The sequence below is a fragment of the Ruegeria sp. HKCCA5426 genome (genome assembly GCF_013034585.1).
Taxonomy (GTDB): domain Bacteria; phylum Pseudomonadota; class Alphaproteobacteria; order Rhodobacterales; family Rhodobacteraceae; genus Ruegeria.
The window spans coordinates 252,071-270,502 of record NZ_WQGH01000001.1 but is presented as its reverse complement, the minus strand read 5'-3'; the positions used below and the strand labels follow the sequence as shown (position 1 = coordinate 270,502).

The following is an 18,432-nucleotide window of genomic DNA, read 5'->3' as shown; positions in this document are numbered from 1 at the left end:
AAGGTTTCGCCTTCTGCGCAGCGGTGTACACAAGCGTTATGAACGCGCGCTACCGTCTGCACTATGCCCCCGACAACGCCTCGCTGGTGATCCGGCTGGCGATGGAAGAGATGGGCCTGCCCTACGATACGGCTCTGGTCGATCGCAGTCAGAATGCACAAGACGGTGCGGCCTATCGCGCGCTGAACCCCAACGGTCTGATTCCGGTGCTCGAAACCCCTCAGGGCCCGATTTTTGAAACGGCCGCGATTTTGCTTTGGCTGGCCGACACCCATTCACAACTTGCACCTGCACCGCACAGCCCCGACCGGGCCGCGTTCTTGAAGTGGCTGTTCTTTGCATCGAACACTCTACACGCTGACCTGCGCATCCTTTTTTATGCAGAAAAATACATTGAGGCGACGCAGACCGATCCTTTGCGCGCAGGAATACGCCAGAGATTGCGCCAGCACCTTCAGGTTCTGGAAGCCACAGCAGAGCAAACCCCGAACTGGCTGCACCCCGAGAAACCCTCGGTTCTAACGTATTACCTCGCTTGCCAGATGCGGTGGATGGCCCTCTACCCGATGCAGTCCGACCGCAGTTGGTATCAGGTGCACGATACACCGCGCCTGCGGGACGTGCTTATGCACCTGGAAACCCGCCCTGCGACCCGCGCGGTTATCAAAGCAGAAGGGTTGGGGGTTACACCGTTTACTTCTCCGACTTATGCTAACCCTCCAGAAGGCTCCGCTACCTGATATGTTCCTGTCTGTCTTCGATATGTTCAAAGTGGGCATTGGCCCATCCTCGTCGCACACAATGGGTCCGATGGTGGCCGCGGCACGTTTTCTGGACCTTATGCGCGATTCTCCGTTCGAATTTGCGGGCCTGCGCGGCTCGCTGCACGGCTCTCTTGCTTTTACAGGTGTTGGGCACGCCACGGACCGCGCGACGATACTGGGGCTGGCTGGATTTGTTCCCGATACTTACGACAATGAAAAAGCCGAAGCCGCGCTGCTGGCCATCAAAGAGAGCCACAGCGTTACCCCCGATGGTTTGCCGACGCTGCATTTCGACCCCAAGGCGGATTTGGTCTTTGATTACGATCACACCCTACCGGGCCACGCCAACGGCATGATCCTGATGGCCACGGACGCACAAGGCGACGTAATCCTGCGGCAGGTCTACTATTCGATCGGGGGCGGGTTTGTCCTGACCGAAGAAGAACTGGCCGCAGGCAAAGCCACCGACGAAGGCGCCCCCGTCCCCTTTCCGTTCAAATCGGCGGTCGAAATGCTGGACATGGCCAAGGCCAGCGGCAAAAACATCGCCGAGATGAAGCGCGCCAACGAAATCGCGCGCGGTTGTGCCGACAGTTTTGCCAAAGGCTCGGCCCGTCTGTGGCAAGTCATGAACGACTGTATCGAGCGCGGCCTGCACACCGATGGCATTCTGCCCGGTGGCCTGAGCGTGCGCCGCCGCGCTAAGGGTATCCACGACGCGCTTCAGGCTGAACGAGGGATGAACCTGAATGCCCCGCACACCATCAACGATTGGATGAGCGTTTACGCCATGGCCGTAAACGAGGAAAACGCCGCGGGTGGTCAGGTCGTAACAGCGCCAACAAACGGCGCTGCCGGGGTTCTGCCTGCGGTCCTGCGCTATTACCTCGATCACGTGCCCGGTGCTTCGGAAACGCATATTGAGGATTTCTTGCTGACTGCGGCTGCCATTGGCGGGCTGGTCAAGTTCAACGCGTCGATCTCGGGTGCCGAAGCTGGGTGTCAGGCCGAGGTTGGCAGCGCTTCGGCAATGGCTGCGGCGGGGCTGTGCGCTGTGATGGGTGGCACGCCTGAGCAAGTGGAAAACGCGGCTGAAATTGCGTTGGAGCACCACTTGGGCATGACCTGTGACCCGGTCGCGGGGCTGGTTCAGGTTCCCTGTATCGAGCGCAACGGGTTGGGCGCAATCAAAGCAGTTTCCGCAGCGTCTTTAGCGTTGCGCGGTGATGGTCGTCACTTTGTCCCCTTGGACGCAGTCATCGAAACCATGCGCCAAACCGGGCATGACATGCACGAAAAGTACAAGGAAACGTCGTTGGGTGGTCTGGCCGTGAACGTGCCCAATTGTTGAGCCCCGAGTCGGAGGAGCCTTATGCACGGACACTGCCTATGTGGTTCTATAACTTTTGAGGTCGATCCCCCGGCCCTGTCCTGCGTGACCTGCCACTGCGACAGTTGCCGACGGCAATGCGCCGCACCTATGACAACATATTTCGGGGTGCGCGACGGCCAGTGGCGCTGGACGGGCAAGGAACCAAAGACCTTTACGTCTTCGCCCGGCGTTGAACGCAGTTTCTGCCCGGAATGCGGCACGCCGATCTCGTTTCGGTCTCAGGCGATGTCGGGCATCCTGCATCTTTACGTCGCGACGCTGGACAATCCCGACGCTTTGCAGCCGACGCTGCATGCAGCCCACGAAGAAAAGCTGGAATGGCTTAGGCTGAATGACGATCTGCCGGTCTGCATTGGGCCGGACTACACCCAAGTACAGCCCTTGCCCGAATACCCCCATTCAACTTAGCGTCGCGGGCATGACACAGGATCGCCCCGTCTTCGGCATCGTCTTGATGCTTGGGTTTTGCGTGCTCGCCCCCTTGGGCGACGCGATGGCCAAGCTTTTGGGTGAGACAACGCCCGTTGCGATGCTTGTCTTCGTCCGTTTCGCGGTGCAGGCGATGGTCCTGATCCCGCTGGTTGCTTTGACGGGACGACATTGGCGGATGCGGGGGCGCGTACTGCGCCTGACGGCCATTCGAACGATTTTGCACATTCTCGGTATCAGCGCGATGTTCAGCGCCCTGCAATATCTGCCGTTGGCCGACGCGGTGGCCATCGCCTTTGTCATGCCCTTCATCATGCTGTTGCTGGGCCGTTACGTGCTGGGCGAAGAAGTCGGCCTGAGGCTCCTTGTGGCCTGCGCCGTAGGTTTCGCGGGGACACTGATGGTTATCCAGCCAAGCTTCATTCAGGTCGGAGCGGCTGCCCTTCTGCCCCTGGTCGTCGCCATCGTCTTTGCACTGTTCATGCTGGTCACGCGACAAATAGCGAAAGAGGCCGACCCGATTGCCCTTCAAGCTGTTTCGGGTGCGATGGCCACCATCATCATGTTGCCCGTCCTGATCGCTGGAACCGCGACGGAGGTCTGGCACCTTTCGCTGGTCGTCCCAACTGAAGGCACCCATTTCCTGTTCTTGGCGATAGGCCTGCTTGGGACCGTCGCGCATCTGTTTATGACGTGGTCACTGCGCTATGCGCCCTCGGCGACGCTGGCCCCGATGCAGTACCTTGAGATACCAGTCGCCACCCTGTTCGGCTGGCTGGTCTTTTTGGACCTGCCCAACGGCATGGCCGCGATCGGTATTACGATCACCGTTCTGGCCGGCCTCTATGTCATTCTGCGCGAACGGGCCAGCGCCCGATCTGCCCCGACTGAAACGCCTGCATAACCGTATCCAAAGCCGTCCTTGGGACCATTACCAACAACCCCGGCGTGTCCATGGTTAGCGTAACCTCAGATATTGCCCGGTTCGATGTCCCGACCACTCCGTCAGGTTCCAGAACCAGCGTGTCGATCGGCCATTCCAATCCCGTACTCCGCCCCGTTACCTGCTGAAATGGAAACAATGAGACGACGTCACCCGGCGCAAGCGCAAGCCTGATGTTTGGCGGTGCGTGAAACACGACCTCATGCTCCCCCAACAGGACGCAGAGCCGATCCTGCCGCCTGACCAACCCGTTAAGCACGGCCAATTGGTGATCCAACCGCCCGCCGAGAAACCCGACCCCCAGGATCAGCGGCGCGTCTAGGCTGCGCAATGCCTTGTCAAAGTCCGTGCTGTCTTGTTCACGAATTGGAAACAGACGGTCGGATGGAATCTGCGCTTTGTGGGATGCCTCCAACGAATCGAAATCACCGATCACGGCCTCGGGGATATGTCCGGCCTCAAGCACCGGTATCGCTCCGCCATCGGCAGCTACGACCCTACCTGCGCGAATCAGCGCGATTTCCAGATCGCGGGGCCCAATTTGCCCGCCTCCGACCAGCACAATTGGCTCGTCAGAGCGCACAATTGGCATATTTTTTCTAAGATTGATCATTTTTCCCGGTTTTGGACACATTCAGACCACAAAATGATAGGTTTATAAGCAAAGTTTCGAACCAATAGGGGTGCCCGGACCTGGGCAGGTTGGTTCAGGTAGTTTGTAAAGGACGTGCGTCTGATGGTACAGAATAACAAGGTTTTAACCGTTTCCTACGGAACCTTCTCATGCACTTTGGAAGGCTTTGACGATTCCTTCGAAACGATGAAGGCCATCGCCGAGTACTTTCGCGACCTTGCTGCGGAAGACCGGTACTTTGGGTCAGAACCTCCCCAGCCCGACGCCGAGATGTTGGCCCGCATCGCGCAGCGCGACGCATCCACACGCGTGGAAGCCCGCCAGAACGAAAGCGGCCTGTTGCTGCGTGCAACCGAAGTTGCGGCAGCGCCTTCCGAACCTGCAACGCCAGTAGAGCAAGCGCCGAGCGCGGCAGAGCCGGAACAAGCCCCCGCTGTTTTCTTTGATGACGCGGAAGCGGTTGAAAACGCCCCTGCCCCGGCCGCTGACAGCATAGCCGCCAAGCTGCAGCGCATCCGTGCCGTCGTATCCCATACCGACGAGAATTCGGTCATTTACGCTGAGGACGAAGAAACGACGCTGATGAGAGAGGCCGCTGGCCCCTCGGATGCCGTCGCTGCCGCCTTTGAAGCCGGTTCGTTGAGCGCGGCAGACCTGCAGGAAGACGTCCCGGCAGAAGATGTTGCCCAAGCCGACGCAGCGCCGTTCAAAGCAGAGGACACCGCACCAATTGCCGAAGACGACCAGATGCCCACGGCCGAGGCGGCTCCCGAAGCCGTGGAACCGGTTGCTGAACTGGACGAGCTTGCCGAAGAATACGATCCGTCCATTGAGGCGGTGATTGAAGCCGTCGAAGATCTGGACGAAACCTCGGTGCTGCCCACCGAGGACGTGATCGAGGAAGAGATTGCCGAGACTGAAATCCAGCTTTCGGATGACGAACAGGACAAAGACGAAGAGATCCTCAATATCCTCAGCGAGGATGCCTCGGACAACGACGATGTCGAATTTGATGAGGCCGCTGCCGAAGAAGGTGTTCTGAGCGCGCAGGACGAAGAAAACCTCCTTAGCGAAATCTCTGAGGTTGAGGCGTTTCTTGCCAATCGTGCGAACGAACCCGCAGCCGATTCAGCGGCATCAGACCAGGACTTGACGCGCCTGATGGACAAAGCCGGTGTTCAGATGGACGATCCGGCGAACACACAGCGCGAGACCTATTCTCACCTCCGCGCGGCTGTAGCTGCAACCGAAGCAGAGCGCAAAGAACAGCCCGAGGCAGACGATGAGGAAGAAGAATATCGCAACCTGACATCGTCCGTGGTCAACCCTCGCCGCCCCGAGGTTCAGGTGACCAGCATGCGCCCGCAATCGAATACGCTGGCTCCGTTGAAGCTGGTGGCAGAACAACGCATTGACACTCACGACGAAGATGCCGGCCCCGTTACGCCCCGCCGTGTAAAGTCCGAGGATGAAGATCAGGCGAGCGAGGAAGGTGGATTTGCATCCTTCGCGCAAGAGCAAGGTGCGCAGTCCCTGCCCGATCTGCTTGAGGCCGCAGCGGCCTACCTGTCGTTCATCGAAGGTCAGGAGCAATTCTCGCGCCCGCAGTTGATGAATAAGATTCGCTCACTCAAGCAAGATGAGTTCAACCGCGAAGAAAGCCTGCGGTCCTTCGGTCAGTTGCTGCGCGACGGCAAGATCGAGAAAGCAGGCGGCGGACGATTTGCAGCGTCAAACCAGATTGGCTTTCGCCCGAATGACGAACGCGCCGCTGGCTGACCATATACAAGCTTGAAATCAAGGGGCCGGTGCAATGCACCGACCTTTTCTTTTGCCTATTCAAACTGATACCTCCGCGCCCGATTGTGACGAAACGTCCTTTTTGCTGCACTGCAGAATAATGGTAACCTGTCGCCATCTAATTTGATGCCCACAATTCGTTAAAACAGGAGTCGTGCCATGTATGAACTCCCAATACGGCGCCTTCGAATATACGACAAACCGAAAATAGTAAGCCATTACAGAAACTTAAACGAAGACACGCTGACCTCTCGGTTTGGCGTCCCTGTCAGACCGGAATTCGTGCAAAACTATCTGGACGAAATATTTGACAATGCCGCGCTTGTTTTCGGGGCCTTTCCAGATTCCTGCCTGCGAGGTGTTGGCGAGCTTCGGACTGTACCCGATAGCCAGAATTTCGTGGCGGAAGTTGCGATGACAGTCGAAGCATCTTGGCAAGACCGCGGTATCGGCGACGCCCTACTCTCTCGGATCATTGCAGCCGCGCGAAACCGAGGCATTCGCGAGGTTCATATGCTGTGCCTGGCGACGAACCAGAAAATGCGCCGTCTGGCGGCAAAACACAAAGCTGAATTGAAGCTTGTCACCGGACAGGTCGAGGCCACACTGACCACACCATGGCCAAGCCCGTTCAGCCTCGCCGAAGAAATTTCGGGCGAGTATCACGCCTTAGCGCGCGCAATCCTGACTTGGCCATTACCCGAGCACGGAAACAGGCAGTAAAGACCGCCTATTCCGATGGCTGATCCGGATCTTCTTTGCCGACGCCCTTAAACACGAACTTAAACGGCAAAGCCCACAAGACGCCAAGCACGACATAGACCAGCAGTTCCAACCAGATCGGCGGTCGGTCGAGCCAATTCACAATTGTCACCACCGCCACGATATAGGCCGGCAGACCAACCAGGAGCAACACCATCGACCAACGACGGCGTGCCTTATAGCTGAGTCCTGGTTTCTGATCGGTGCCCATCAATCTGCAAACGGGTCAGTCACCAGAATGGTGTCGTCCCGCTCCGGGCTTGTCGACAACAGGGCAACCGGGCATTCGATCAGTTCTTCGACCCGGCGCACATATTTGATGGCGTTGGCAGGCAGGTCTGCCCAACTGCGGGCGCCCTCGGTGGATTCGCTCCAACCCGGCATTTCTTCATAGATCGGTTTACAGCGGGCCTGCTGATCTGCGGCGGTCGGCAAGTAATCCAGTCGTTCGCCGTCCAGATCATAACCCACGCAGATTTTCAGCGTCTCAAACCCGTCAAGCACATCCAGCTTGGTCAGCGAGATGCCGTTCACACCGCTGGTGGCACAGGTCTGCCGAACAAGGCAGGCATCGAACCACCCGCAGCGGCGTTTGCGTCCCGTCACCGTTCCAAATTCATGACCCCGAGTGCCCAGACGGTGGCCGTCCTCGTCATCCAACTCGGTCGGGAAAGGTCCCTCACCGACGCGGGTGGTATAGGCTTTGACGATACCCAGAACAAAATCCACAGACCCCGGCCCAATGCCTACGCCCGTTGCGGCCTGCCCTGCGATCACGTTCGAAGACGTCACGAAAGGATAGGTGCCAAAATCAATATCCAGCAGCGCCCCCTGCGCCCCTTCAAACAGAATGCGTTTCCCTGCCTTGCGCTTTTCATTCAGCACTTTCCAGACCGGAGCAGCAAAAGGTAGGATTTCCGAGGCGATCTTTTTCAACTGAGCGATCAGCGCGTCACGATCCACTGCTTCGATCCCCAGACCTTTGCGCAACGGATCATGGTGTTGCAGCGCCCGATCAACCCGTGCCTCAAGCGTTGCCTCATCAGCCAGATCAGCAACGCGCACCGAGCGGCGCCCAACCTTATCCTCATAAGCCGGGCCGATGCCGCGCCCTGTGGTACCGATCTTGGTACCCTTGCTTGCCGCTTCCTCCCGCGCTCGGTCCAGCTCACCATGGATGGGCAAGATCAAAGGCGTGTTTTCGGCAATCATCAGCGTTTCCGGAGTAATCTCGACCCCCTGTTTGCGGATCGAGGCAATTTCGTTCACCAGATGCCAAGGATCCAGAACAACACCGTTGCCGATCACGCTCAGCTTGCCGCCACGCACGACGCCGGAAGGCAGCGCGTTCAGCTTGTAAACTTCACCATCGATGACCAGCGTGTGCCCGGCATTATGCCCACCCTGAAAACGCGCGATGACATCTGCCCGCTCACTGAGCCAGTCGACGATCTTGCCTTTTCCTTCGTCACCCCACTGGGCGCCGACAACAACCACATTGGCCATATCCGGTCCTTTTGCGCTGAGATATCAAACTCGGCTCGTATAACGAGGAGAAAGCGGCAGGGAAACCGGTAATTCGCCGCAGACCATAACCGCGCTGCGCGCGATGCCTCCGGCGGGGGCAGAGCCCCCTAATCGGCACTCAATTCAACAGGGCTGCCATGGGGTGTGGTCAAATACGCTTTTTCCCATGCCGCTGATACATCGTCGATATCGCCGGCACTGGTTTCACCACCATCCGCCAGAAGCGTTTCCAGTGTCTCAAGCCAAGCGCGAAAATAATCCTCGCCGCCATCGAGTTCCTTCTTCAACCCGTGACGCTTCAACGTAGCAGAAAATCGTGTCGCCCATTCCGGCCAATCGAATCGCCCCGCTTCGTTCAGCGCAACTGTCACGGCAAAGACTTGAGTGTGCCATGGTTCGGCAAATACCGGCTCGGGAGCTGTATGCGCGATGCAATCGGTCATGATGGCTCCAGATAACTTTGCCAGAGGTCTAGTACGACCTCGTCCTTGGGATTTTCGGGCGTTGCCCAAAGTTCCGATGCGGCGAAAACCACTGCATAAAGCGGCTCGGGCGATTCTCCGAGGCCGTGCGCGTTTGAGTCCGGTAAGACATGGCTGCCGTGAACACGCAGAACCCGCCCCTCGGCTCCAGCGGCGTAGGCTGGCAATCGTGTGTGACCGCCATCCACCAACCGATTGGAAGCAGGGTGAACTGTCCGAACGTTCTGGCCGATTTCATATTGCACGGGCACGTTGGACGGTCGATCCGCGGGACCACCTTTGGATAGCGCGGCACTAACGGCTTCAGCTTTGAGCGTCCTTGATGCCAGAGGATGCGGCCCCTCTTGTTCCGCCCCTCTCAAGTCGGCCAATGTCAGAACACCTTGCTCGACCAACAAGTCAGCCAAGGCAGATATCCATTTTTCGTAATAGGAAAACCGCGTGTAATCCTTCGGCGATAAGCGCTCACGCGCATGGCGCGAAATGTCGATGTTCCACTGGCCTAGAAAGCCTGCTGCCAGAGTTACGGCCAATGCGCGACCATGCCACTCCTGGGGAAATACCGGCGCACCGTCGGCATCGGGGACTACTGGGCCATCGCCAAACCGCCCCCCCATGTCGTGAACCCGTGTCATGAGGGCACCTTGGGCAAACCGGTTCCAATCATGCTGTCGCGTGTTACCAGGGCAGCCAGAGCGTCTTCGTCAAGTGACGCAGTGCCCTTGGGCCGCATTGGTAAAACCAGATAGCGGATCTCGGCGGTCGAGTCCCAAACCCGAACGGCAGTTTCGGATGGCAGCGTCACGCCGAACTCGGTCAGTACTTTACGCGGTTCCCGAACGGCACGCGCGCGATATGCGTCGGACTTGTACCACCCCGGGGGGATACCGAGCAGCGGCCACGGGTAACAACTGCACAAGGTGCAAACTACCATATTATGTTGGGCAGGCGTATTCTCGACCACTACAATGTGTTCGCCCTGCCGCCCATAAAATCCAAGATCAGCAACAACCGGGGTCGCATCCTCAAGCAAAGCGCGTTTGAATTCCGGGTCCGTCCACGCCTTTGCGACGGCACGTGCACCATTCTGAGGGCCTATCTTGTTTTGGTAGGTGTCGATAATCTCATCCAAAGCCGCGGGGTCAACCAGCCCCTTGCGAGTCAGAATCGTCTCGAGCGCCTTGACGCGCAAGGCAGGTTCGGGTGGCAAAAGGGCGTGCGGGTGGTCGTGATCATCATGGGGCATGGCCGCAGGTTGCGCCACGATCCGCCGATCTGTCCAGTCCCTTTGCCGTGATAAGACACATCATTGATCCTGATGGAAACTCGTGACTTGCCCCCGGAACCAAACTTGCATAAGTACCACGCGATACACGCCACGCTGTACAGGACCACCATGGAAAACGTCGTTCTCATCATCCATCTTCTTCTGGCTCTGGGCCTGATCGCCGTCGTCCTGATGCAGCGGTCCGAAGGCGGTGGTCTTGGCATGGGTGGCGGCGGTGGCGGCGCCGTTAGCGGCCGCGCGGCTGCAACTGCGTTGGGCAAGGTCACATGGATTCTGGCGGCGTGCTTTATCGTCACGTCGATCACGCTGACGATTCTGGCGGCTCAGAAATCCTCGGGCAGCTCGGTTATCGACCGGTTGGGCGTTCCCGCCCCGGCTGCGACTGAAGAAAGCGCACCGGCGGTACCGTCGGCGGACGATCTTCTGCCTCCGGTACAGGGCGACAACGCGCCGCTGATCCCGCAGGCCGACTGATCCACAAAACCTAGAAACCTGACAGAGAACTGCAACAGCATCTTGCGGTTCTCTTGCGCTTTGGGCGCGAATCCTTTATGTATGGAGTCCCGTGATGCAACGGTTTTTCGGAACCGTCGGGCAGCTGATTTTGACGTCTCACGGGAGCTAGCCGAACAACATGGCGCGTTTTATTTTCATCACCGGTGGTGTGGTTTCGTCCTTGGGCAAAGGGTTGGCCTCGGCAGCTTTGGGTGCCTTGTTGCAGGCACGCGGATACTCGGTCCGGCTGCGCAAGCTGGACCCCTATCTGAACGTCGACCCCGGCACTATGTCTCCGTTTGAACATGGTGAGGTGTTCGTCACCGATGACGGGGCCGAAACCGATCTGGACCTTGGCCACTATGAGCGTTTCACCGGAGTCGCCGCGCGCAAGACCGACTCGGTCAGCTCGGGGCGGATCTATTCGAATGTGCTCGAGAAAGAGCGCCGCGGCGACTATCTGGGTAAGACCATTCAGGTGATCCCGCACGTCACCAACGAAATCAAAGATTTCATTGCCATTGGCGAGGATGAGGTTGATTTCATGCTGTGTGAGATCGGCGGCACCGTTGGCGATATCGAGGGCCTGCCCTTTTTCGAAGCCATCCGTCAGTTTAGCCAGGACAAGCCGCGCGGCCAGTGCCTGTTCATGCACCTGACGCTGCTGCCCTACATCAAGGCCTCGGGCGAGTTGAAAACCAAGCCAACCCAGCATTCGGTCAAAGAGCTGCGCTCGATCGGTCTGGCCCCTGACATTCTGGTTTGCCGGTCGGAAGGTCCTATCCCAAAGAAAGAACGTGAAAAGCTGGCCCTGTTCTGCAACGTGCGCCCTGACAGCGTGATCGCGGCGCAGGACCTTAGCACGATCTACGACGCGCCGCTGGCCTATCACAAGGAAGGTCTGGATCAGGCGGTTCTGGATGCGTTCCAGATCAGCCCTGCCCCGAAACCCGATCTGGCGAAATGGGAAGACGTCAGTGATCGAATCCACAACGCCGAAGGCGAGGTAAAGGTTGCCATCGTCGGTAAATACACCCAACTGGAAGACGCCTATAAGTCGATTGCCGAGGCGCTGACTCATGGTGGCATGGCCAACCGCGTCAAGGTCAAGGTCGAGTGGGTTGACGCCGAGGTGTTCGATACAGAAGACGCCGCGCCCCATCTGGAAGGATTCCACGCCATCCTTGTCCCCGGCGGCTTTGGCGAGCGCGGTACGGAAGGCAAGATCAAAGCCGCGCAATACGCGCGCGAGCACAAGGTTCCCTATCTGGGTATCTGTCTTGGCATGCAGATGGCGGTTATCGAAGCAGCCCGGAACGCGGCTGGCATCAAAGAGGCGGGTTCCGAAGAGTTCGACCACGAAGCCGGCAAAAAGCGTTTTGAACCTGTGGTCTATCACCTGAAGGAATGGGTTCAGGGCAACCACAAGGTCGAACGCAAGGTCGGCGACGACAAAGGCGGCACCATGCGTCTGGGCGCATATGATGCGGTTCTGGCCGATGGCTCGAAAGTGGCCGAGGTCTACGGCGGCACCAACATCGAAGAACGCCACCGCCACCGCTATGAGGTCGATATCAAATACCGCGAGCAATTGGAAAAGGCCGGGCTTAAATTCTCGGGCATGTCTCCTGACGGACGTCTGCCGGAAATCGTCGAATGGTCGGACCATCCGTGGTTCATCGGTGTTCAGTATCACCCTGAACTGAAGTCGAAGCCGTTTGACCCGCATCCGTTGTTCCGCGAGTTTGTGCGCGCGGCCAAGGATACCTCTCGTCTGGTCTGACCTTCACAGGATCACTGCCTTGTGACAGCCGATGCGAAAAATTCTGTACGCATCGGCTGTTTGCGCCTTTAACTGTCGTCACAACAACGACAGGAGACCGGCCATGACAGATCAGATCACACGCGCAGAAACCTTTGCCGCCCTGCATAAGAAGGGCGACCCGGTTATTCTGTACAATATCTGGGACGCTGGCAGCGCCGGTGCTGTACGCGATGCCGGGGCCAAGGCGATTGCCACGGGTAGCGCCCCGGTCGCGATGGCGCAGGGGTATGGGGATGGTGAGAACATTCCCATGGAGGCCGCGCTGGACAATGCCCGTCGCATTGTGTCGGCCGTCAATCTTCCTGTGACACTGGATTTCGAAGGGGCTTACGCATCGGACGTGCTTGGCGTGGCCGCAAGTGTCGAACGTGCCTTGGAAACCGGGGTGATCGGTTTCAACTTCGAGGATCAGATCGTCGGCACGAAAGAGTTGTATGACATCGAGACTCAGGAAGCGCGGGTACGGGCAATGCGCGAGGGCTGTGATGCCGCCGGGATTCCCGCCTTTATCAACGCGCGCACAGATATTTTCCTCAAGGCCAGGCCCGATACACATAGCGATGACATGTTGGACGATGCAATCGCACGCGCCAAAGCCTATGCCGAAGCAGGGGCCAGCGGCTTTTTTGCGCCGGGACTGAAGGATGAGGTGCTTATCGCGCGGTTATGCGAATCGACCGAATTGCCTGTAAACATCATCGCCCTGCCCGGAACACCGGACACTGCAACATTGGCATCACTGGGCGTGGCGCGTATCAGTTATGGCCCCGTGCCCTACAAACAGATGTTGGGATGGCTGCAAGAACAGGCGACAAAGGCTCTGAACTAAACTTCAGGGCCTTATGGCCCGCTGAAACCCACACAGCGGGATTTTGACGATTCCAGTCCATGACATGTAGTCCGTGCTTGGCGGGCTACAAAATATGGAATATTCTAAAATTATGTTGAAGAAGTTATTTCAGGCGTTTCGCCCGCCACAGCATACGAATCTGCCCGACCCGGACGCTGAATTGGCGTTGGGTGCGTTGATGGTGCGCGTGGCGCAGGCGGATCGCGACTATAAGCTGGAAGAAATCAGCCTGATTGATCGGATACTTGCCCGTCTGTACCAGCACAACGCGATTGAGGCCGCCAAGGTCCGCGCCACTTGCGAAAAACTGCACGCGGCGGCCCCCGAGACAGACACGTTCGGCAAACTGATCCGCGAAACCACGGACCTGCACGAGAGACTGGCCGCCCTAGACGCCCTGTGGGAGGTCGTTCTGGCCGACGGCAATTCCGACGAAGGCGAGATGAAGATCGTCGAGGAAGCCCGTATTGCGATGGGCCTCAGCTTCAACGACAGCCAAGCTGCACGCGGCCGCGTGCAAAGGCGCTTGGAAGAAACCTAGTCGGCCTCTATATCTTTCGCATGTTCAGTGAATTCCTGTCCCGGCTTACTCAGCCTCAGCCCGACCCGCTTGCCGATGACGATGCGCGATTGGCGTTGACCGCCCTATTGGTCCGCATTGCTCGGTCAGACAACGACTATGCCGACAGCGAGATGGCGCGGATCGACCGTATTTCCGCCGAACGCTATGGCCTGTCCCCGTTCGAAGCGGCCGCCCTGCGCGCACGCGCCGAAGATCTTGAGGCCGAAGCCCCGGACACCGTCCGCTTTACCCGCGCGATCAAGGAAGCCGTCCAATATGAAGATCGGCTTGCCGTGGTTCAGGCAATGTGGTCGGTTGCGCTGGCCGATGGGCACCGCACGGGAGAGGAAGATTCCCTTTTGCGACTGGTGGTCAGCTTGTTGGGGGTCAGCGATGTCGACTCGGCCCTGGCGCGGCAAAAGGCAGCCAAGGCGTGATCGCTGCGTTGGGCATGTATGACATGCCCGCTGTTCGATCCGCGAATGATCGTTTCTGGCTTTTGATTCGTGAAAACCTTGGCTTCGGCCCCGCCAGCCTGACACGAGACGAAGATGCATGGAGCATCTGGCAGAGTCCCGACCTTCTCTTTGCCCAGACGTGCGGGATGCCCTACCGAACCCGATTGCACGGCAATGTGCAACTGGTTGGAACACCGGATTACGGGCTGCCGGGATGTCCACCGGGGCATTATCGTTCGGTCTTTGTTGCCCGGCAGGATGACCCCCGTGGGTTGAAACAGCTTGCAGGCGGGACATTTGCCTATAACGAGGCGCTTTCGCAGTCCGGCTGGGCCGCTCCTATGGTTCACCTTGCCAAAGACGCCCAGTTTCCGTCTGAATTGCTTATGACTGGCGGTCACGCGTATTCAGCCCAAGCGGTTGCGGATGGTCGCGCCGACTATGCCTGTCTGGATGCCGTCACTTGGGCGTTGTTGAAGAAACACTCAGACTTGGGAACAGCATTGCGCCCTGTTGAAGAAACATCCCCGACACCCGCCCTTCCCTTCATCACGGCCATCGGGCAAGACGCAGCCGCCATCGCACGGGCGACTCAAAAGGCGATAACCGAATTGTCTGATCAGGACGCAGAACTGCTGCTTCTGCGGGACCTTATCTACATCCCGGCGGATGACTATCTGGCTGTTCCCAATCCATCGCAAGCGGCTGCCGAGTTGCTCAATCCCTGACCGATTTGGCCAGAACGTCTGGTCATTTTGACAGTTTCTGAGCGGTAACGCATCATTTGCGCATTGCATTGCTCAAAAATTTAAGCCCTAGTACCGCACCAACACCAATAACACTCAGGGCTCCCGTGACAGATTCCACTCCGGTCATCGAGATCAAAAACCTACACAAGAGTTTCGGCAATCTAGAAGTGCTGAAAGGGGTGGATATTACGGCCAGACGCGGTGATGTGGTGTCTTTGATCGGGTCGTCCGGGTCTGGTAAATCCACGCTTCTACGCTGTTGCAACCTGCTGGAAGACAGTCAGCAGGGGGAAATTCTGTTCAAGGGCGAACCCGTCCGTTGGGCAGGCCAAGGTCAACACCGTCGTCCCGCCGACGCAAAACAGGTTCTGCGTATCCGCACCAACCTGTCGATGGTATTTCAGCAATTCAACCTGTGGGCCCACATGACAATCCTGCAAAACGTCATGGAAGCCCCGGTCACCGTGTTGGGCCGTGACAAGGCCGAAGTTGAGGACAGCGCGCGGAAATATCTGGAAAAAGTCGGTATCGGCGACAAGTGCGACGTATATCCGGCGCAACTTTCAGGCGGTCAGCAACAACGTGCCGCGATTGCGCGCGGACTGTGCATGGAGCCCGAGGCGCTGCTGTTTGACGAACCGACCTCGGCGCTGGACCCTGAGTTGGAGCAGGAAGTCATCAAGGTTATCAAGGATCTGGCCGCTGAAGGCCGCACCATGATCATCGTGACCCATGATATGAAAATGGCGGCCGATATCTCAAGCCACGTAGTGTTCCTGCATCAAGGGCTGATCGAGGAAGAGGGCCTACCGGAAGACATCTTCACCACCCCTGAATCCGCACGGCTTCAGGGCTTTCTATCCGCCACCAAGGCGGCATAAACTCAGGACAGAACTAAACTGGGGAGTTACCAATGAAAAACCTGATTCTGACCACAGCAGCGCTGGCGCTTGGCGCGGGCATGGCCATGGCGGACACGATCCGTCTGGGCACTGAAGGTGCTTATGCACCGTGGAACTTCGTAAACGACGCGGGCGAGATCGACGGGTTCGAGCGCGAACTGGGCGACGAGCTGTGCAAGCGCGCCAGCCTGGATTGCGAATGGGTCAAGAACGACTGGGATTCGATCATCCCGAACCTGGTCTCGGGCAACTATGATGCCATCATCGCCGGCATGTCGATCACCGATGAGCGGGACGAAGTCATCGACTTCACCCAGAATTACACCCCGCCAGATCCGTCGGCTTATGTTGCCATGTCCGATGGTGTTGATCTGGAAGGCGGCGTCGTCGCGGCCCAAACAGGCACCATTCAGGCTGGCTACATTGCTGATTCCGGCGCAACTCTGGTGGAGTTTGCAAGCCCCGAAGAAACCATCGCAGCCGTCCGCAATGGCGAAGCTGATGCGGTTTTGGCTGACAAATCATTCCTGGTGCCCTTCACCGAAGACGGCTCGGGCATGGTCTTTGTCGGTGACGAAGTCCCGCTGGGCGGTGGCGTCGGCATGGGCATCCGCGAGTCCGACGGTGAGCTGAAAGAGAAGTTCAACGCCGCCATCCAGTCCATGAAGGACGATGGCAGCCTGAACGAGCTGATCACCAAGTGGGAAGTGTCCTCGACCTTCTAAATTGCTAATTGCGGCGCGCCTGACAACCGGGCGCGCCGCATTCTGAGCCTTTGCCAGTCAAAGAGGCCCGCCATTTTCTCGTTCTGCACTGATCCCGAAACGCTCGGCACTGTCCGTTGGTTCTCTTGCTATTTGACCAACGGCGTTCATTGGCTGTTTTACCTGTCCTTCTTCAAGGTTTTGCTGCTGCTGGCCATTACCGCGCCCGTAGCCTTGGGATTCGGCTTTCTGGGGGCCATGGCTGCCCGGTCGCATATCCTGCCGCTCACGTGGTTGGGAAAGGGATATATCGCGATCGTGCGCGGCGTGCCGGACATCGCATTTTTCATGTTTTTCGTAATCGCGCTGGATCAGGCGTTTGAATGGACGCGGCACAAGATACTGTGTCCTGAATGGACGGACCCAATCCGGCAGGGCAATGATTTTATCGTCTGTCAGTCGGCGAAATTGCCGCTGGGCACAGCCCCCGAATGGGTGCACGAAACCTATGGCTTCTTTCTGGCCGTGATCACCTTTTCCATCGTGTTCGGGGCTTTCGCCGCCAACGTCCTGTTTGGCGGGATGCGCGCGGTTCCCCATGCGCAATTGGAAACGGCGGCGGCTTATGGGATGACACACCGCCAGACCTTCTGGCGTATCCTTGTGCCCCAGATGTGGGTGTATGCCCTGCCCGGCCTGTCGAACCTATGGATGGTGCTGATCAAAGCTACGCCGTTGTTGTTCCTGCTGGGTATCGAAGACATCGTTTATTGGGCGCGCGAACTGGGCGCGTTCAAGAACCCGAAATTCACGCAATACCCGCATGGCGACTGGCGCATGTGGTATTTCCTTGCCCTGCTGGTGTTCTACCTGGGCATGACCCGAGTTTCTGAAATTGGTCTTGAACGGCTGATGCGCCGCCTGTCCCACGGTCAGGCCACATCAGGCGGAGAGCTGCTGCGCAAGGAGACCACCGCATGAGCTGTATCCAGACCATTCAGGACTATGGCCTGCGCTCAATCGGTATTGGCGAGCGGGCCATTCCCAAGGCTGATTTCACCCTGTGCGAACAGTTCACCCTGATCGGTTCAGGCATGATCTGGAACATCTATTTCGGAATCATGGCGCTGGTCACGGGGTTCTTTCTGGCCACGGCACTGGCACTGGGCAAAGCGTCAACCAAATTATGGCTGCGTAAACCATCGGAATGGTTCATCTTTCTGTTCCGGGGCTCGCCGCTGTTCATCCAGTTCTTCTTTGCCTATTTCTTCTTCTTGTCTCTCAAGCAGAGCTTTCCGCTCCTTGATGCGCTGACCTCGGCCTGGCTGGGTGCGCTGATCGTGCTTTTTTTCAACACGGCCGCCTATTCGGGCGAGATCTTCTATGGCGCGCTGCGCTCGATCCCCAAGGGCGATATCGAGGCTGCTGACGCCTATGGCATGACGGGTTGGTCCCGGTTCCGTCGCATCATCTGGCCCACCATGCTGCGGCTGGCGTGGCCCGCCTATACAAATGAAGCGATCTTTCTGTTTCACGCCACCACACTGGTCTTCTTCTCGGCGTTTCCGGTCTGGCAGCAACGAGGCGATGCGCTGTATTACGCAGGGTATTTTGCAGACAAGACCTTCAACCCCTTCATTCCCTACCCAATTCTGGCCTTCTACTTCATCCTGCTGACACTTGTGGTCATCTGGGCGTTCGGGCTGGTCAACAAGCGCCTGAACCGGCACCTGCCTGCCGCCAAGCGCAGCAAAATGAAGCTGAGGCTGAACCTGGCGCGCTGATTTTCGGCGCGCTACTTCATTTTCAATGCAAGAATGAACGGCCTAGCCTGCGGTGTCACCAATCTCTGATCAGGGAGAAGT

The 18,432-nt window shown here is 58.1% G+C and carries 22 protein-coding genes; 16 read left to right on the top strand and 6 right to left on the bottom strand.

Going from position 1 to position 18,432, the window contains the following annotated elements:
- The first annotated feature begins 38 nt into the window (after positions 1 to 38).
- Genes GOV87_RS01340 through GOV87_RS01325 form a run of 4 tightly spaced genes read left to right on the top strand, consistent with a single transcriptional unit; the run spans position 39 to position 3,490 of the window.
- Positions 39 to 740, top strand: coding sequence for a glutathione S-transferase family protein (locus GOV87_RS01340; RefSeq protein WP_171122800.1), 702 nt, complete (start codon positions 39 to 41; stop codon positions 738 to 740).
- Position 741: 1 nt separating this feature from the next.
- Positions 742 to 2,115, top strand: coding sequence for an L-serine ammonia-lyase (locus tag GOV87_RS01335; protein ID WP_171121044.1), 1,374 nt, complete (start codon positions 742 to 744; stop codon positions 2,113 to 2,115).
- A 21-nt stretch (positions 2,116 to 2,136) separates the two neighbouring features.
- The gene (locus tag GOV87_RS01330; protein ID WP_171210560.1) at positions 2,137 to 2,565 is read left to right on the top strand and encodes a GFA family protein; all 429 of its coding nucleotides are present in this window, start codon (positions 2,137 to 2,139) and stop codon (positions 2,563 to 2,565) included.
- 10 nt (positions 2,566 to 2,575) lie between these two features.
- Positions 2,576 to 3,490 (top strand): DMT family transporter, encoded by a 915-nt coding sequence (locus GOV87_RS01325; protein WP_171210559.1) that lies wholly within the window; start codon positions 2,576 to 2,578, stop codon positions 3,488 to 3,490.
- Here GOV87_RS01325 and GOV87_RS01320 read toward each other — a convergent pair.
- Positions 3,435 to 4,121, bottom strand: a complete 687-nt coding sequence (locus GOV87_RS01320) for a thiamine diphosphokinase (protein ID WP_254447289.1) — start codon at positions 4,119 to 4,121, stop codon at positions 3,435 to 3,437. The genes GOV87_RS01325 and GOV87_RS01320 overlap by 56 nt on opposite strands.
- Before the next feature lie 144 nt (positions 4,122 to 4,265).
- Between GOV87_RS01320 and GOV87_RS01315 the strand changes: the two genes are divergently transcribed.
- Together GOV87_RS01315 and GOV87_RS01310 are read left to right on the top strand one after the other, a co-directional pair.
- Complete coding sequence (locus GOV87_RS01315; protein ID WP_171210557.1) at positions 4,266 to 5,942, top strand: hypothetical protein; 1,677 nt, start codon at positions 4,266 to 4,268, stop codon at positions 5,940 to 5,942.
- A gap of 180 nt (positions 5,943 to 6,122) precedes the next feature.
- Positions 6,123 to 6,686, top strand: a complete 564-nt coding sequence (locus GOV87_RS01310; RefSeq protein WP_171210556.1) for a GNAT family N-acetyltransferase — start codon at positions 6,123 to 6,125, stop codon at positions 6,684 to 6,686.
- A gap of 7 nt (positions 6,687 to 6,693) precedes the next feature.
- Here the strand turns inward: GOV87_RS01310 and GOV87_RS01305 are convergent, their stop codons facing one another.
- The 5 genes from GOV87_RS01305 to nthA form a co-directional block, all read right to left on the bottom strand.
- Positions 6,694 to 6,936 (bottom strand): DUF2842 domain-containing protein, encoded by a 243-nt coding sequence (locus GOV87_RS01305; protein ID WP_171121034.1) that lies wholly within the window; start codon positions 6,934 to 6,936, stop codon positions 6,694 to 6,696.
- Positions 6,936 to 8,231 (bottom strand): adenylosuccinate synthase, encoded by a 1,296-nt coding sequence (locus tag GOV87_RS01300; protein ID WP_171122790.1) that lies wholly within the window; start codon positions 8,229 to 8,231, stop codon positions 6,936 to 6,938. Before GOV87_RS01300 ends, GOV87_RS01305 begins: the two co-directional genes overlap by 1 nt.
- A gap of 128 nt (positions 8,232 to 8,359) precedes the next feature.
- Positions 8,360 to 8,695 carry a nitrile hydratase accessory protein gene (locus GOV87_RS01295; protein ID WP_171210555.1) on the bottom strand — a complete coding sequence of 112 codons (336 nt, stop codon included), beginning with the start codon at positions 8,693 to 8,695 and terminating at the stop codon, positions 8,360 to 8,362.
- On the bottom strand, positions 8,692 to 9,369 hold the full coding sequence (gene nthB, locus GOV87_RS01290; protein ID WP_171210554.1) for a nitrile hydratase subunit beta: 678 nt from the start codon (positions 9,367 to 9,369) through the stop codon (positions 8,692 to 8,694). Before nthB ends, GOV87_RS01295 begins: the two co-directional genes overlap by 4 nt.
- On the bottom strand, positions 9,366 to 9,980 hold the full coding sequence (gene nthA / locus GOV87_RS01285; protein WP_171210722.1) for a nitrile hydratase subunit alpha: 615 nt from the start codon (positions 9,978 to 9,980) through the stop codon (positions 9,366 to 9,368). Before nthA ends, nthB begins: the two co-directional genes overlap by 4 nt.
- 150 nt (positions 9,981 to 10,130) lie before the next feature.
- On the opposite strand from nthA, the gene secG reads away from it, so the two are divergent.
- The 10 genes from secG (at position 10,131) to GOV87_RS01235 (ending at position 18,351) form a co-directional block, all read left to right on the top strand.
- On the top strand, positions 10,131 to 10,496 hold the full coding sequence (gene secG / locus GOV87_RS01280; RefSeq protein ID WP_171121693.1) for a preprotein translocase subunit SecG: 366 nt from the start codon (positions 10,131 to 10,133) through the stop codon (positions 10,494 to 10,496).
- Positions 10,497 to 10,656: 160 nt separating this feature from the next.
- Positions 10,657 to 12,300: a CTP synthase gene (locus GOV87_RS01275; protein WP_171122785.1), complete on the top strand. Its 1,644-nt coding sequence runs from the start codon at positions 10,657 to 10,659 to the stop codon at positions 12,298 to 12,300.
- Positions 12,301 to 12,403: 103 nt separating this feature from the next.
- Complete coding sequence (locus tag GOV87_RS01270; RefSeq protein WP_171210553.1) at positions 12,404 to 13,171, top strand: isocitrate lyase/phosphoenolpyruvate mutase family protein; 768 nt, start codon at positions 12,404 to 12,406, stop codon at positions 13,169 to 13,171.
- A gap of 112 nt (positions 13,172 to 13,283) precedes the next feature.
- Positions 13,284 to 13,733: a TerB family tellurite resistance protein gene (locus GOV87_RS01265; protein WP_171210552.1), complete on the top strand. Its 450-nt coding sequence runs from the start codon at positions 13,284 to 13,286 to the stop codon at positions 13,731 to 13,733.
- A 20-nt stretch (positions 13,734 to 13,753) separates the two neighbouring features.
- Positions 13,754 to 14,191, top strand: coding sequence for a TerB family tellurite resistance protein (locus GOV87_RS01260; protein WP_171121021.1), 438 nt, complete (start codon positions 13,754 to 13,756; stop codon positions 14,189 to 14,191).
- Complete coding sequence (locus tag GOV87_RS01255; protein ID WP_171210551.1) at positions 14,188 to 14,940, top strand: PhnD/SsuA/transferrin family substrate-binding protein; 753 nt, start codon at positions 14,188 to 14,190, stop codon at positions 14,938 to 14,940. Before GOV87_RS01260 ends, GOV87_RS01255 begins: the two co-directional genes overlap by 4 nt.
- A 125-nt stretch (positions 14,941 to 15,065) precedes the next feature.
- Positions 15,066 to 15,842, top strand: a complete 777-nt coding sequence (locus tag GOV87_RS01250; protein WP_171122779.1) for an ABC transporter ATP-binding protein — start codon at positions 15,066 to 15,068, stop codon at positions 15,840 to 15,842.
- A 32-nt stretch (positions 15,843 to 15,874) separates the two neighbouring features.
- Positions 15,875 to 16,588, top strand: a complete 714-nt coding sequence (locus GOV87_RS01245; protein ID WP_171122777.1) for a transporter substrate-binding domain-containing protein — start codon at positions 15,875 to 15,877, stop codon at positions 16,586 to 16,588.
- 72 nt (positions 16,589 to 16,660) lie between these two features.
- Entirely contained in the window at positions 16,661 to 17,548 is an 888-nt protein-coding gene (locus GOV87_RS01240; protein ID WP_171123568.1) for an ABC transporter permease subunit, read from the top strand.
- Positions 17,545 to 18,351, top strand: a complete 807-nt coding sequence (locus GOV87_RS01235) for an ABC transporter permease (protein ID WP_171210550.1) — start codon at positions 17,545 to 17,547, stop codon at positions 18,349 to 18,351. Before GOV87_RS01240 ends, GOV87_RS01235 begins: the two co-directional genes overlap by 4 nt.
- Positions 18,352 to 18,432: the final 81 nt, after the last annotated feature.

Bases quoted from the DNA above. Each gene is read 5' to 3' on its own strand.
- GOV87_RS01330 (WP_171210560.1), top strand. From the start codon at position 2,137: ATGCACGGACACTGCCTATGTGGTTCTATAACTTTTGAGGTCGATCCC.
- GOV87_RS01335 (WP_171121044.1), top strand. From the start codon at position 742: ATGTTCCTGTCTGTCTTCGATATGTTCAAAGTGGGCATTGGCCCATCC.
- GOV87_RS01235 (WP_171210550.1), top strand. From the start codon at position 17,545: ATGAGCTGTATCCAGACCATTCAGGACTATGGCCTGCGCTCAATCGGT.
- nthA (WP_171210722.1), bottom strand. From the start codon at position 9,980: ATGCCCCATGATGATCACGACCACCCGCACGCCCTTTTGCCACCCGAA.
- GOV87_RS01340 (WP_171122800.1), top strand. From the start codon at position 39: ATGAACGCGCGCTACCGTCTGCACTATGCCCCCGACAACGCCTCGCTG.
- GOV87_RS01310 (WP_171210556.1), top strand. From the start codon at position 6,123: ATGTATGAACTCCCAATACGGCGCCTTCGAATATACGACAAACCGAAA.
- GOV87_RS01325 (WP_171210559.1), top strand. From the start codon at position 2,576: ATGACACAGGATCGCCCCGTCTTCGGCATCGTCTTGATGCTTGGGTTT.
- GOV87_RS01300 (WP_171122790.1), bottom strand. From the start codon at position 8,231: ATGGCCAATGTGGTTGTTGTCGGCGCCCAGTGGGGTGACGAAGGAAAA.
- GOV87_RS01260 (WP_171121021.1), top strand. From the start codon at position 13,754: ATGTTCAGTGAATTCCTGTCCCGGCTTACTCAGCCTCAGCCCGACCCG.
- nthB (WP_171210554.1), bottom strand. From the start codon at position 9,369: ATGACACGGGTTCACGACATGGGGGGGCGGTTTGGCGATGGCCCAGTA.
- GOV87_RS01320 (WP_254447289.1), bottom strand. From the start codon at position 4,121: ATGCCAATTGTGCGCTCTGACGAGCCAATTGTGCTGGTCGGAGGCGGG.
- GOV87_RS01305 (WP_171121034.1), bottom strand. From the start codon at position 6,936: ATGGGCACCGATCAGAAACCAGGACTCAGCTATAAGGCACGCCGTCGT.
- secG (WP_171121693.1), top strand. From the start codon at position 10,131: ATGGAAAACGTCGTTCTCATCATCCATCTTCTTCTGGCTCTGGGCCTG.
- GOV87_RS01270 (WP_171210553.1), top strand. From the start codon at position 12,404: ATGACAGATCAGATCACACGCGCAGAAACCTTTGCCGCCCTGCATAAG.
- GOV87_RS01265 (WP_171210552.1), top strand. From the start codon at position 13,284: ATGTTGAAGAAGTTATTTCAGGCGTTTCGCCCGCCACAGCATACGAAT.
- GOV87_RS01295 (WP_171210555.1), bottom strand. From the start codon at position 8,695: ATGACCGATTGCATCGCGCATACAGCTCCCGAGCCGGTATTTGCCGAA.
- GOV87_RS01315 (WP_171210557.1), top strand. From the start codon at position 4,266: ATGGTACAGAATAACAAGGTTTTAACCGTTTCCTACGGAACCTTCTCA.
- GOV87_RS01275 (WP_171122785.1), top strand. From the start codon at position 10,657: ATGGCGCGTTTTATTTTCATCACCGGTGGTGTGGTTTCGTCCTTGGGC.
- GOV87_RS01245 (WP_171122777.1), top strand. From the start codon at position 15,875: ATGAAAAACCTGATTCTGACCACAGCAGCGCTGGCGCTTGGCGCGGGC.